Source organism: Herbaspirillum sp. SJZ106, assembly GCF_006715495.1.
Taxonomy (GTDB): domain Bacteria; phylum Pseudomonadota; class Gammaproteobacteria; order Burkholderiales; family Burkholderiaceae_D; genus Herbaspirillum.
Genome location: NZ_VFNI01000007.1, coordinates 70,861 through 84,132 on the forward strand (window position 1 = coordinate 70,861; position 13,272 = coordinate 84,132).

The 13,272-nt window shown below is 64.8% G+C and carries 12 protein-coding genes; 3 read left to right on the forward strand and 9 right to left on the reverse strand.

Translation table 11 applies throughout. From position 1 onward, the window contains the following. Window positions 1–54: 54 nt before the first annotated feature. Window positions 55–627, forward strand: coding sequence for a methylated-DNA--[protein]-cysteine S-methyltransferase (locus FB598_RS18835; RefSeq protein ID WP_141917639.1), 573 nt, complete (start codon window positions 55–57; stop codon window positions 625–627). A 72-nt stretch (window positions 628–699) separates the two neighbouring features. Here the strand turns inward: FB598_RS18835 and FB598_RS18840 are convergent, their stop codons facing one another. Genes FB598_RS18840 through FB598_RS18855 form a run of 4 tightly spaced genes read right to left on the reverse strand, consistent with a single transcriptional unit; the run spans window position 700 to window position 4,501 of the window. After that, a complete protein-coding gene (locus tag FB598_RS18840) occupies window positions 700–1,566 on the reverse strand; it encodes an ABC transporter permease (protein WP_141917642.1) in 867 nt (288 codons plus the stop codon). A gap of 26 nt (window positions 1,567–1,592) precedes the next feature. After that, a complete protein-coding gene (locus FB598_RS18845; RefSeq protein ID WP_141917645.1) occupies window positions 1,593–2,459 on the reverse strand; it encodes an ABC transporter ATP-binding protein in 867 nt (288 codons plus the stop codon). Further along, a complete protein-coding gene (locus FB598_RS18850; RefSeq protein WP_141917648.1) occupies window positions 2,440–3,447 on the reverse strand; it encodes an ABC transporter substrate-binding protein in 1,008 nt (335 codons plus the stop codon). The genes FB598_RS18845 and FB598_RS18850 overlap by 20 nt, the downstream gene beginning before the upstream one ends. Before the next feature lies 1 nt (window position 3,448). Further along, on the reverse strand, window positions 3,449–4,501 hold the full coding sequence (locus FB598_RS18855) for an ABC transporter substrate-binding protein (RefSeq protein WP_141917651.1): 1,053 nt from the start codon (window positions 4,499–4,501) through the stop codon (window positions 3,449–3,451). Between the two features lie 499 nt (window positions 4,502–5,000). Between FB598_RS18855 and FB598_RS18860 the strand changes: the two genes are divergently transcribed. After that, entirely contained in the window at window positions 5,001–6,902 is a 1,902-nt protein-coding gene (locus FB598_RS18860; RefSeq protein WP_141917653.1) for a potassium transporter Kup, read from the forward strand. Between the two features lie 142 nt (window positions 6,903–7,044). On the opposite strand, the gene FB598_RS18865 is transcribed toward FB598_RS18860, so the two are convergent. Continuing rightward, window positions 7,045–7,962: a LysR family transcriptional regulator gene (locus FB598_RS18865; RefSeq protein WP_141917655.1), complete on the reverse strand. Its 918-nt coding sequence runs from the start codon at window positions 7,960–7,962 to the stop codon at window positions 7,045–7,047. A gap of 331 nt (window positions 7,963–8,293) precedes the next feature. On the opposite strand from FB598_RS18865, the gene FB598_RS18870 reads away from it, so the two are divergent. Then, complete coding sequence (locus FB598_RS18870; RefSeq protein WP_141917657.1) at window positions 8,294–9,571, forward strand: LysR family transcriptional regulator; 1,278 nt, start codon at window positions 8,294–8,296, stop codon at window positions 9,569–9,571. Window positions 9,572–9,586: 15 nt separating this feature from the next. On the opposite strand, the gene FB598_RS18875 is transcribed toward FB598_RS18870, so the two are convergent. From FB598_RS18875 to FB598_RS18890, 4 genes are read right to left on the reverse strand one after another with little or no spacing between them, the layout of a single operon-like run. Next, window positions 9,587–10,285 carry an alpha/beta fold hydrolase gene (locus FB598_RS18875; protein ID WP_141917660.1) on the reverse strand — a complete coding sequence of 233 codons (699 nt, stop codon included), beginning with the start codon at window positions 10,283–10,285 and terminating at the stop codon, window positions 9,587–9,589. A 17-nt stretch (window positions 10,286–10,302) separates the two neighbouring features. Beyond that, window positions 10,303–10,986: a 4-carboxy-4-hydroxy-2-oxoadipate aldolase/oxaloacetate decarboxylase gene (gene ligK / locus FB598_RS18880; protein ID WP_141917891.1), complete on the reverse strand. Its 684-nt coding sequence runs from the start codon at window positions 10,984–10,986 to the stop codon at window positions 10,303–10,305. 17 nt (window positions 10,987–11,003) lie between these two features. Then, window positions 11,004–12,029: an amidohydrolase family protein gene (locus FB598_RS18885; protein ID WP_141917893.1), complete on the reverse strand. Its 1,026-nt coding sequence runs from the start codon at window positions 12,027–12,029 to the stop codon at window positions 11,004–11,006. 8 nt (window positions 12,030–12,037) lie between these two features. After that, window positions 12,038–13,177: a 4-oxalomesaconate tautomerase gene (locus FB598_RS18890; protein ID WP_141917663.1), complete on the reverse strand. Its 1,140-nt coding sequence runs from the start codon at window positions 13,175–13,177 to the stop codon at window positions 12,038–12,040. Window positions 13,178–13,272 lie beyond the last annotated feature (95 nt).

Sequence of the window (13,272 nt, forward strand, 5' to 3'; positions counted from 1 at the left end):
GTTTCGGGGTAGGATCAATAGGCTAGAATCGGTTTCCGACTCAGGAGGCCGCATATGGACTACGCATACAAGCACATCGATTCGCCGGTCGGCCGGCTCACGCTGGTGGCCAGGGGCGACAAACTGACGGCCATCCTGTGGGAGAACGACCGCGCCGGCCGTGTGCGCCTGGGCGAGATGGCGCAGGACGACGCGTGCCCGGTGCTGCTCGAGACGGCGCGCCAGCTGGCCGATTATTTCGCCGGCCGGCGCACCAGCTTCGATGTTCCATTGGCATTCGACGGCACCGATTTCCAGAAGCGGGTATGGGCCGCGCTGCTCGCCATTCCCTACGGCCAGACCCGCACCTATCTGGAGATTGCGCGCGAGCTCGGCAACGAGAAGGCGGTGCGCGCGGTGGGCGCGGCCAACGGACGCAATCCGATTTCCATCATCGCGCCCTGCCATCGCGTGATCGGCTCGGGCGGCGAGCTGACCGGTTTCGCCGGCGGCTTGCATGCCAAGAAACTGCTGCTGGCGATCGAAGGCATCTCCACCGAAGGGCACGATGCGGGCGCGGCGATCGACCCGGGAAGAAAAGCGCAGCACCGGCGCGCGGCGGATCCCAACCAGCTTTCGTTGCTGTGACGGCTGTCGGAATCTGGCGGCGTTTATAACGCTGCCAGGGAGTGTCGCGGTTATGTTGCGTTTATGTCCTGCTTACCGCTGCATCCCCCAGCGCTTCACCGTCACCCGCTCCAGCGTATTGAACACCAGGTTTTCCACCAGCAGGCCGATCAGGATCACCATCGCCAGTCCGGCGAAGACCTTGTCGGTATAGAGCTCGTTGCGGTTCTGGAAGATGTACCAGCCCAGGCCGCCCTTGCCGCTGGTGGCGCCGAACACCAGCTCGGCGGCGATCAGTGTGCGCCAGGCGAAGGCCCAGCCGATACGCAGGCCGGCCAGGATCGATGGCAGCGCGGCCGGCACCAGCACCTGCAGCACGAACGGCAGGCCATGCAAGCCGTAGTTGCGGCCGGCCATGCGCAAGGTGTCGGACACGCCCAGGAAACCGGCATAGGTGTTGACCGCCAGCGCCCACAGCACCGAATGCACCAGCACGAAGATCAGGCTGCCCTGGCCCAGGCCGAACCACAGCAAGGCGATGGGCAGCAGGGCGATGGCCGGCAAGGGGTTGAACATCGAGGTCAGCGTGCTCAAGAGGTCGCGCCCGAACTGGGTGGACACCGCCAGCGTGGTCAGCACGAAGGCGGCGGCGATGCCCAGCACATAGGCCTTGAGCAGCACCTGCAGCGACAGCCAGGTCTTGTTGAATAGCTCGCCGCTGGCGATGCCCTCGGCAAAGGCTTGCGCGGTCTGGCCGAAGGTGGGCAGCAGCAGGTCGTTGTTCTGCCAGCGGCCGATGGCTTCCCACACGATGGCCAGCAGCAAAAGGATCGCGCCCTTGCGGATCCAGGTTTGCTGCCAGATGCGCTGGGGTAGCGAGAGGCGGCGTTCCAGCACCACGCCGGACAAGGGCGTCAGCGGCAGTTCATATTCTTCCCGCACGGGGGGCGTCAGGTTCATGGGCTTACCTCGGTGGGCGCGGCGCGTCAGTAGGAGAAGCGCACGTCGCCGAAATTGATCGGTTTCTCCGGTGCGGCAGGGGTCGCGCCTTCGTCGAACAGCAGCCGGTGGATACGCTGCGCGGTCTGCTGGAAACCGGCGCCGCCCAGGCTGGCGAGGTCGTACTGGTGGCTGTTGATCTCGGCGCGCACGCGGCCCGGATGGGGCGAGAGCAGCAGGATGCGGTTGCCCACCACCAGCGCCTCTTCGATCGAGTGGGTGACGAACAGCAGCGTGAAGCGCACCTCCTCCCACAGCGCCAGCAGCTCTTCCTGCATCTTGCGGCGGGTCAGCGCATCGAGCGCGGCGAAGGGCTCGTCCATCAGCAGCATCTTGGGTTGCATGGCCAGCGCGCGGGCGATCGCCACGCGCGCCTTCATGCCGCCCGAGAGCGTGTGCGGATAGGCGTCGGCAAAGCGCGCCAGGCCGACTTTCTCGAGGTAGTGGCGGGCGCGCTCGGCGGCCGCGCGCTTGCCCAGCGTCTTCGAGGCCAGCAGCGGGAACATCACGTTCTGCAGCACCGTCTTCCACGGCGGCAGCTGGTCGAATTCCTGGAACACCACGATGCGGTCCGGGCCCGGATGGCGCACGGCCTGGCCATCCAGCCGGATCTCGCCGGAGGCCGGGGGCAGGAAGCCCGCCACCGATTTCAGCAGGCTCGACTTGCCGCAGCCGGACGGGCCGAGCAGCACGAAGCGGTCGGCCGGATAGACGCCGAAGCTGACATCATGCGTGGCCTGCACCACGGCCGAGGCGGTGCGGTACTGCAGGCTGACCCGGTCGACCTGCAGCAGCGGCGTGGACGCCTGGACGGCGGCCGATACGCTGGCCGCTTCAACTGCCGGGTTGTGCATACGCTTCCTCGAAGAAGTAGTCTTTCCACGACGCCGCGCGGTTCTTCAGCACGCCGATCTCATGCAGTTTTTCGGCATACACGAAGCTGCGTTCGGGCGAGACGGTGAAATTGATTTCCGGGTCTTCCACGATCTTGCGCACGAACTCCGGCGCCAGCTTGGACTTCTGCACGCGGATGAAGGTATCGGCCGCCTTGGCCTTGTTGTTGCGGATGAATTCGGCCGCTTCCACCAGCGCGTTGTAGAAGGCGCGGTAGGTCTTCGGGTTCTCGTCGTGGAACTTCTGCGTGGTGTACAGGAAGTTGAAGGAGGCCGGGCCGCCCAGGATGTCGTAGGAGCTGATCACCTTGTGCACGTTCTTGTTCTCCAGCGCCTGGTACTGGAACGGCGGGCTGGAGAAATGGGCATTGATTTCCGAACCGCCGGCCAGCAGCGCGGCGGTGGCGTCCGGGTGCGACAGGCTCACCGTGATGTCGTCGAAGCGCTTGTAGTTGTCCTTGCCATACAGCCGGGCGGTCTCGATCTGCAGCGTGCGCGACTGGAAGCCCACGCCCGCGGCCGGCACCGCGATGCGGTCCTTGCTGCTGAAATCCTTGACGGTCTTCACGTTCGGATTGTTCGACAGCAGGTAGTTGGGCATCGAACCCAGCGAAGCGATCGCCTTGACGTTCTGGCGGCCGCGCGTGCGGTCCCACAGCACCAGCGCCGGCGGGGCGCCGGCCGAGACCACATCCAGCGCGCCGGCCAGCAGCGCCTCGTTCATGCCGGTGGCGCCGGACAGGCTGTTCCATTCGACCTTGATGTCGAGGCCTTCCTTCTTGCCCTGCTTTTCGATCAGCTTCTGGTCCTGCACCACGTCCAGGATCAGGTAGCCGATGCCGAACTGCTGGGCGATGCGGATCTGGCCTTCGGCATGCGCGCTGGCGGCCGGGCCGAGGGCGATCAGGCCGGCCGCCAGGGTCGGGAAGAATGTGCGTGCGAACGGCATGTCAGCTGCCTCCCTGAATATGGGCATCGTCGAAGAAGTAATCCTTCACCGAAGCCGGCTTGTTCTTGATGGCGCCCACGCGATGCATGAACTCGGCCAGCGGGTAAGTGTTCTGCGGGCCGATCCTGAACTGCACTTCCGGGTTCTTGATGATTTGCAGCAGCAGCTTGCGGTCGGTATTGCCCTTGTTGACCTTGAGGTAGATGTCGGCCGCCTTCTCGGGATTGGCGGCGATGAACTTCGCGGCTTCATCCAGCGCGCCGACGAAGGCGCTGTAGGTCTTGGGATTGTCGCGGCGGAATTTCTCGGTGGCGTACAACACCGTGGCCGAGGAGGGACCGCCCAGCACCTGGTAGGAGTTGAGCACGATATGCGCCTTGGGATTGCCGGCCAGCTCCTGTTCCTGGAACGGCGGGTTGCCGAAGTGGCCGGTGATCTCGGTGCCGCCGCTGATGATGGCGGCGGCGGCATCCGGGTGCGGCACGGCGATGCTGATCTTGTCCAGCTTGTTGTACTGGGCGTCGCCCCACAGCTTGGCCGAGGCGAACTGCAGCACGCGCGATTGCACCGATACGCCCACCGCCGGCAGCGCGATGCGGTCCTTCTCGGTGAAGTCGGCGATGGTCTTCACGTTCGGGTTGTTGCTCACCAGGTAGTAGGGGAAGTTACCCAGCGACGCCACGCCGCGCACGTTTTGCTTGCCGTAGGTGCGGTCCCAGATGGTCAGGAGCGGGCCCACGCCGGCGCCGGCGATGTCCACCGAACCGGACAGCAGCGCGTCGTTGACGGCCGAGCCGCCGGAGAGCTTGAGCCAGTCGACCTTGATGTCCACGCCGGCGGCGCGGCCGTGCTTTTCGATCAGTTGCTGGTCCTGCGCGACGTTGAGCAGCAGGTAGACGACGCCGAACTGTTCGGCGATGCGCAACTGCCCTTCGGCATGCGCCGCCATCGGCGCGCCCAGCAGCGACAGCGCCAGCGCGCCGGTGGCCGAAGCGGCCAGGGTGTTGGAAATGAAGCGCCGGAGACGTCCCGGCGTGGGGCGGGTTGGTTGCATGATGTCCTGTCGTTGTCGGTGGAAGGGGCGATCGGCTGAGAACCTGTTTGCGATCCCGGCAGGGACCGCGCACAGCTTCTTAGAACCATCTTGTTGGAAAAGCGTGGTTCTTTATTCGATTGGAGTATATAAAGGGCGCGCAAGAAAGAAAAACTCGATTACCGCATATCCATATGAGGCCACGGCATAGGCTGCCAGGCCTTGCCGCTGGCGGCCTTTGGCGCCCGGGCAGCCCATGTGCGGCAGGGGCAAGGACGGCGCGCCATGCGGGGGAGCCGGCCGGCGAAACCCGAACCGCCGTATTGCCGCGCTGTCAAGTTCCGGATGCCCGGGCAGAGGCAGCGGCGCAACGTCCTGCATCCGGCCCGGGCAATTTGCGCGCACCGCAGGTAGAGTGCGATAAAGTACGCGTCCTGCCCGGCCGGATGCCCCGATCCCTGCCTTTTGTGCAAGGCCCGCGCCGCCGGCGGCGACAATTTGAAGAAGCAAAGGGAGTCCGATGAGTTCATCTCACACCAATCCAAATCTGTCCTTCCGTTCGCAGAAGCTGCACCTGATCACACTGGCCGCGCTCGGCGTGGTGTTCGGCGACATCGGCACCAGCCCGTTGTACGCGCTCAAGGAGTGTTTCAGCCCCGACCACGGCATCGCCTTTTCTCCCGACGCGGTGCTGGGCATCATCTCCATGCTGTTCTGGGCCATCACCATCGTGGTGAGCGTCAAATACGTGCTGTTCGTGCTGCGCGCCGACAATAACGGCGAAGGCGGCGTGCTGGCCCTGATGGCGTTGTCGCTGCGGTCGGCCGCGTCGGGCTCGCCGCGCGCCAAGCTGCTGATGATGCTGGGCGTGTTCGGCGCCTGCATGTTCTACGGCGACGTGGTGATCACGCCGGCCATCTCGGTGCTGTCGGCAGTGGAAGGGCTGGAGATCGCCGCGCCGCAGACCGCCCATGTGGTGATCCCGCTGACGATCGCCATCGTGGTGGTGCTGTTCCTGATCCAGCGCCACGGCACCAGCGTGGTAGGCCGTTTCTTCGGGCCGGTGATGTTCGCCTGGTTCCTGTCGCTGGCCTTGCTGGGCATATACAACATCGTCAAGGCGCCGGAAGTGCTGGTGGCGATCAACCCTTACTACGCCGTGCGCTTCATGGCCGATCATTCGCTGCAGGCCTTCATCGTGCTGGGCTCGGTGGTGCTGGTGCTGACCGGGGCCGAGGCGCTGTATGCCGACATGGGCCACTTCGGCATCAAGCCGATCCGCTTCGCCTGGATTTTCACGGTCATGCCGGCGCTGCTGATCAACTACTTCGGCCAGGGCGCCAACCTGATCGCCAACCCGGCGGCGATCAAGAACCCCTTTTACCTGATGGTGCCCGAGGCGCTGGTGCTGCCGATGGTGCTGCTGTCGACCTGCGCCACGGTGATCGCTTCGCAGGCGGTGATCTCGGGCGCCTTCTCGCTGACCAGCCAGGCCATCCTGCTGGGCTTCGTGCCGCGCATGCGCATCCTGCACACCTCCGAAGACGAGCAGGGCCAGATCTATATCCCGCTGATCAACTGGATGTTGCTGGTGCTGGTGGTGGCCGTGGTGCTGGCCTTCAAGAAATCGGACAACCTGGCCGCCGCGTACGGCGTGGCGGTGACCACCACCATGGTGATCACCACCATGCTGCTGGGCGTGGTGATGCGCCATATCTGGAAGTGGCGGATGCCGGCGGTGGTGCTGGTCATTAGCTGCTTCATGGTGGTGGACGTGGCGTTCTTTGCCGCCAACCTGCTCAAGCTCACCGAGGGCGGCTGGTTCCCGCTGGTGATCGGCGGCGCGGCGTTCTTCCTGCTGATGACGTGGTATTCCGGCCGCATGCTGCTGCGCATGCGCATCAAGGACGACGGCATCCCGCTGGAGCCCTTCGTCGAGGGCCTGCTGGCGCATCCGCCGCACCGCGTGGGCGGCACCGCCGTCTTCATGACCGGCAACATCAACACCGTGCCAGTGGCGCTGCTGCACAACCTCAAGCACAACCGCATCCTGCACGAGCGGGTGTTCTTCCTGAAGATCAGCATCTGGGACGTGCCTTACGTGGCCGACAGCGAGCGCCTGACCATGAAGGACCTGGGCGGCCAGGTCTACCTGCTGCGCGCTTCCTTCGGCTTCAAGGAGACGCCGGAGGTGCACCGGGTGATGGCGCTGGCCGAGCAGCAGTTCGGCCATCATTTCGACCTGATGGACACCTCGTTCTTCCTGGCGCGCGACACGGTGGTGCCGAGCAAGCTCCTGGGCATGTCGCTGTGGCGCGAGCGCCTGTTCGCCTGGATGTACCAGAACGGCGCCAAGCCGTCGGACTTCTTCAACATCCCGGCCAACCGGGTGGTGGAGCTGGGGACCAAGGTCGAGATCTGATTGTCGCCCGGTCGGAGAAGTGCCTGAATAGAGAACGCCCGCATCTGCGGGCGTTCTTGTTTTTATCGGGGATAAACCGGCATGGCAAGCCAGGATTATCCTGCGTCATTTGCGCGGCCGTGCGATGGCAACATAAGCCGCGTCAGAGCATCGGTCCGTTGGAAAACATCTTCAAGAATACCGACCGTATCCAGATGTTCGCTTCGTCCCGATGGTATTTCCGGTGCCAGTGCTGCTTCAAATCCACCGTCGGCAGCTCCATCGGCGGATAGATCGTCCGCACATCGGCCAGGGTGGCGAAGCGCTCGCCCAGCGCGGCAGGCACGGTGACCAGCAGATCGGTCGAGGCGACGATGAAAGGAATCGACATGAAATGCGGTACCGACAGTGCGATGCGCCGCTTGATCTTGAGCTTGGCCAATACCTGTTCGAAGGCTTCGTGGCTGCGGCCTTCAGGCCGGACCACCGCATGGCCCAGCTCCAGGAACTGTTCCATGCTCAGCCGCTTGTCCTTGATGCGGTGCCCTGCGCGGATCAGGCTGATGAAGCTGTGCGAATACAGGCGCTGCTGGTAGAAATTGCGCCGCGTCAAATCAGGAAAATAACCTACCGCGAGGTCGATCTCGCCCTTTTCCAGGCCATTGGCAATATCGTCCGGCGGCAGCGTCACGCTGGTGACGGAGACATGGGGGGCCACCTCGGCCAGGTATCGCATCAGTTGCGGCAGCATGAACATCTCGCCCACATCCGATAAGGCGAAGGTGAAGGCGCGGGTAGAGGCGGCCGGGTCGTAAGGCGCGTGCAGCAATACGTTCTGCCGGATTCGCTGGAGAATTTCCTGGGTCGGCTCCATCAGCGACAGCGCGCGCGGCGTCGGTTCCACGCCGTGCGAACCGCGGATGAACAACGGGTCGCCCAGGGCCGTGCGCAATTTGTTCAGGGCGATGCTTACCTTGGGCTGGCTCCATCCCAGGCGCAGCGCGGCGCGGCTGACGCTGCGTTCTTCGATGACGGCCAATATCACCGGCAACAGGTTGAGATCGAAGTCCAGATCGTTCATGTTATTCAGTTATCGAATAAATGTTATCTAACTAATTTCATTGCTATATACCACGTGTTGGTTATCATCTACATCAAAAAAAACGATAAACATCAAGCATTCAGGAGACCTTATGCCGACACGGATCATCTTTTCTTGACGCGCGCTTGCCGTCGCGAACGAGCAATCACCCCCCATTCTCCGGTCTTGCACGCGGGTTGCGTCCAGGCCGGGCATGGTATGCCTGAAATAAAGCCAGAGGCCCATGTTGTTGCGATGCGGCGCATGCGCCTGGCCAGCTTAATGTCGTCGCCGCCGGGTTGGCCGGAGGCGCGCGGCAAGGAGGGACGCTATGCCGATGTCATTCAACCTGCGCCATCTGCGCGCCTTCATCAGCGTCGCCGAGGCCGGCAGCGCCACGCGCGCCTCCGAGCATCTGTGCCGGGCGCAATCGGCGGTCACCCGCTCGGTCCACGAACTGGAGTCGTACTTTGGCGTCGAGCTGTTCGAACGCAAGGCGACCGGCATGTTGTGCAATGCGTTCGGCAGCGCGCTGCTGTATCGCGGGCGGCGCGCCATCCACGAACTGGAGCAGGGGGTTGCCGAGGTCGCGAGCAAGAGCGCCGATCCGCAGGCGCGCGCCAGGACGCGGGTGCCCGCGGCGCTGCTCAGCGAACGGCGCCTGGCGATTCTGGTGAATCTGGCCAAGCACGGCCACATGCCCACTGTCGCCAAGTTGCTGGGCATATCGCAACCGGCCGTCAGCGCGGGCGTCAACGATCTGGAAGGCGACCTCGGGGTGGCGCTTTTCCGGCGCACCTCCAAGGGAGTGGTCGCGACCGAGCCGGGCGTAGCGCTGCTGTTTCGCGTCAAGCGGGCGCTCATGGAGCTGCGCCATGTGGAGGCCGAGCTCGGCGCCATCAAGGGGGCTACCGAAGGCAAGGTGGTCATTGGCGCCTTGCCGCTGGGGCGCACCCAGATCTTGCCCAATGCCATCCTTGCGGTGCTGTCCCGACATCCCTTGCTGCGCATCGAAACCATCGAAGCGCCGTTCGACACGCTGGCCAACCGCTTGCGCGCCGGGGATATCGATTTCATCTTCGGCGCCCTGCGGCCTGCCGATTACGCGCGCGATCTCAAGGGCGAACCCTTGCTCAACGACAGCATGTCCATCGTGGTGCGCAACGGCCATCCGCTGGGCCGGCGCAAGAACCTCGGCCTGCAAGACCTGGACGGCCTCTCCTGGGTGCTGGCCAATCCGCATACGCCTGCGCGCCGCCTGTTCAGCCAGTCCTTCTGCCTGCAGGGATTGACGCCGCCGGCGCCGGCGGTGGAAACCAGCGACCTGGCGTTGCTGCGCGGGCTGCTGTTGCGTAGCGATATGGCCACCGCGATCTCGGCGCGCCAGCTTGAGTTCGAAATAGGGAATGGCACATTGCAGGCGCTGGATATCAGCTTGCCCAGCACGACGCGCGTGATAGGGCTCATCCAACGGGCGGAGAGCAAACCGTCGCCCGGCGCGTCGGCGCTGATGGCGGCGATTCGCGACGTGGTAGCGGAGATCCGCCGGCCCAAGGCGCCGGCGCCGCAGGATGTCCTGCGGCCGGTCGGCGAGGCGATGGTCGCCTGAGCCGGCCTGGCCGTGTTATCGGCTCGCCAGCCAGCGCCGCATTGCCTGCAGTACGGCCTCGGGTTGTTCCATCATCGACATGTGGCCGCAATCATCCACCAGTTCCAGCACTGCGTGCGGAACCATCTGCGCCATCCGTTCATGGCGCTGCGGCGGGCTCCAGCCATCCTGCTTGCCGCACAACAGCAGTGTCGGGCAAGCGAGGCTGGCCAGGACGTCGGCGGCATCGGGACGGTTCAGCAAGGCGTGTGTCTGCGCCGCGTAGATCTTGCCGGTCATGCGCCCCACCATATCGAATATCGCCTGCACCAGATGCGGATCCTCGCGGTGGCAGGGCGCCAGCATGGGCAATCCCCAGGCCGCGGCGATGGCGTCGGTTCCTTCGGCCAGGGCCTGCCGGACCAGCAGCGCGCGCTTATCCGCTTCGCCGGGAGCGGCGGCTTCGTAGCCGGTGTCGAGCAGGGCCAGCCGTTCGACGCGCTGCGGCGCCCGGCGACACACCTCCAGCGCCACCCGTCCGCCCATGGAGTGGCCGGCCAGGGCGAAGTTCGCCGGCGCATCGGCCAAGACCTTTTCGGCCATTGCCTGCATGCTGTCTTGCTGCAGGAAGGTAATCACGCGCACATCGTAGTCGTCCTGCAAGGCTTGCGCCTGGGCCGCCCAGACCACCTCGTCGCATAACAGGCCGCACAGCAGATAAAGCGTCTTTTTCATGGCGTCTTTCTCACTTTCTAATCCAGATATTTCAGACCGGCCGCTGCCAGCGGACCGCGCATGTCGTACATATCCAGCCCCAGCACGCCGGCGGCCAGTTTTTCGCGCTTCTCGCCTTCCAGATCTTCGCGCTTTTGCGCGGCCTGGGCTACCCGGGCCGCGTCCGACGCCGGCACCGCCACCACGCCGTCATCATCGGCGACGATGGCGTCGCCCGGGTTGACCAGCGCGCCGGCGCAAACCACCGGGATGTTGACCGAACCCAGCGTGGCCTTGATGGTGCCCTTGGCGCTGATCGCTTTGCTCCACACCGGGAAACCCATTTCCTTGAGGATCTTCACGTCGCGCACGCCGGCGTCGATGATCAGCGCCCTGGCGCCGCGCGCCATGAAGCTGGTCGCCAGCAGGTCGCCGAAGTAGCCGTCGGTGCATTCGGCAGTGATGGCCGCCACCACGATGTCGCCCGGCCGGATCTGCTCGGCCGCCACGTGCATCATCCAGTTGTCGCCCGGATGCAGCAGCACGGTCACGGCGGTGCCCGATACCGCGGCGCCCGGATAAATCGGGCGCATGTAGGGTTTCAATAGTCCGGTGCGGCCCTGCGCCTCATGCACGGTGGCCGCGCCGAATTTCCCCAGGTGCTCCACTACGCCGGCATCGGCGCGTTCAATATTGCGCTTGACGATGCCCAGCTGATTGATCAGGGGTGTGCTCATGTTTACAGTCCTTGGCTCTTGAGTGCCGCATCCAGCCGCGGATACACCCGGCGCGCATTGCCTTCGAAGATCTTGCCGCGTTCCTCGTCGCTCAACGCGGCCGCCTGGATGTAGCGTTTGGTGTCGTCGTAGTAATGTCCCGTCTCCGGATCGATGCCGCGCACCGCGCCGATCATCTCGGATGCGAACAGCACGTTGTCCACCGGAATCACCTTGGTCAGCAGGTCGATGCCCGGCTGGTGGTACACGCAGGTGTCGAAGAAGATGTTGTTCAACAGGTGCTCCTTCAACAACGGCTTCTTCATCTCCTGCGCCAGTCCGCGGAAACGCCCCCAGTGGTAAGGTACCGCGCCGCCGCCGTGCGGGATCAGGAACTTCAGCGTCGGGAAGTCCTTGAACAGGTTGCTGGTCAGGCATTGCATGAAGGCGGTGGTGTCGGCATTCAGGTAGTGCGCGCCGGTGGTGTGGAAACAGGCGTTGCAACTGGTGCTGACGTGGATCATCGCCGGTATTTCCAGCTCCACCATCTTCTCGTACAGCGGGTACCAGGACTTGTCGGACAGCGGCGGCGAACTCCAGTGGCCGCCGGACGGGTCCGGGTTCAGGTTCACGCCGACGAAGCCGTATTCCTTGACGCATTTCTCCAGTTCGGCAATCGAGGTGCGGATATCCGCGCCCGGCGACTGCGGCAGCATGGCCGCGCCGACGAAGTGCTGCGGGAACAGTCGCGCCACCCGGTGGCAGAGCTCGTTGCAGATCGCCGCCCAGGTCTGGCTGGTTTCCAGGTCGCCGATGTGGTGCGCCATGAAGCTGGCGCGCGGCGAGAAGATGGTCAGGTCGGCGCCGCGTTCCTTCATCAGGCGCAGCTGGTTGCCTTCGATCGATTCGCGCAGCTCGTCGTCGCTGATCCTGAGTTCGGACGGCCTGGGGCCCAGCGCCGGCGTCTTCAGGTTGGCGATCTGCCGGTTGCGCCACTCTTCCAGCGCCTTGGGGGCGGTGGTGTAGTGGCCGTGGCAATCGATGATCAGGGGATCTCTCATGGTTCTTTCTCGTTGAAGATGGCGGCAGGGATCAGGACTTCCCCGCGCATGATGGGGCGCGCCGTACGCAGCAGCGCGGCGCGGACGATCTTTTGCCGGTCGCGGGCATCGAGCTCCAGCTCGACGCTGAATTCGCCGCTCGGATGCTCCACCGACAGCGTGCGCTGCAGGCCGCCGCCGGCCTGTGCCAGGCCTTGCGCGACAGAACCTTCCAGCACGCAGGCCGTGGCCACGGTCACCGCCGCCAGCACGCCGATGGCTTCGTGGCAGACGTGCGGGATGAAGCAGCGGGTGGCAATGGCGCCGCCGGCCGCCGGCGCCGACAGCAGGCACATCTTGGGATAGTTCTTGGCCGCCACATCGCCCAGGCCCATCAGCGGGCCGCATGCCAGGCGCAGCGCCTCCAGCTTCTGCTTCAGGGCCCGGTTGCCGTTGAGTTCGGCCACGCTTTCGCGGCCGGCAATGCCGAAATCGGCGGCGCGCACCAGCACCATCGGCATGCCGTTGTCGATCAGCGTGGCCGCGATCGCGTGTGCGACGCCATCGGGTGTAGTGAAGGCGACCTGGTCCAACACGCGGCCGCTGGGCAGCATGGATGGGCAGACCGAACCGGCGGTATCGAGGAAATTGATCTTGACCGGCGCCGCGCTGCCGGGCACGCCGTCGATGCGGGTGTCGCCGCTATAGCGCAGGCGGCCGCCCGGCGTCTGCACCGTCACATCGCATTGCATGCCGGTGTTCAGGGTCAGGATACGGGCGCTGGTGACGGGATCCTGCGCCGGCACCAGGCCGCGTTCGATGGCGAAGGGCAAGACCGCCGCCAGCATGTTGCCGCAGTTGGGGGTGGTGTCGACCTTGTCCGAATCGGGTTGCAGCTGGGCGAACAGGAAGTCCAGGTCGACGCCCGGCGTGGCGCTGGGGCGCACGATGCCGGCCTTGCTGGTCAGGGGATGCGCGCCGCCCAGGCCGTCGATCTGGCGGCGGTCGGGCGAACCCAGCGCGGCCAGCAGAACGGCATCGCGTCGTTGGGTGTCGGCCGGCAGGTCGGATTCGGCGAAGAAGGGACCGCGCGAAGTGCCGCCGCGCATCAGCAGGCAAGGAACCGCCCGCTGCTGCGCATCTGAATCTGTCTGCATGGTTACTTCTCCATCTGGTTTTCTTCTGGAGCAGTATCGCCAAGTCCTCGAGCGCAAGGTGTGCGTTGTCCCCTCAAAGTCGATCTAATTTCTTT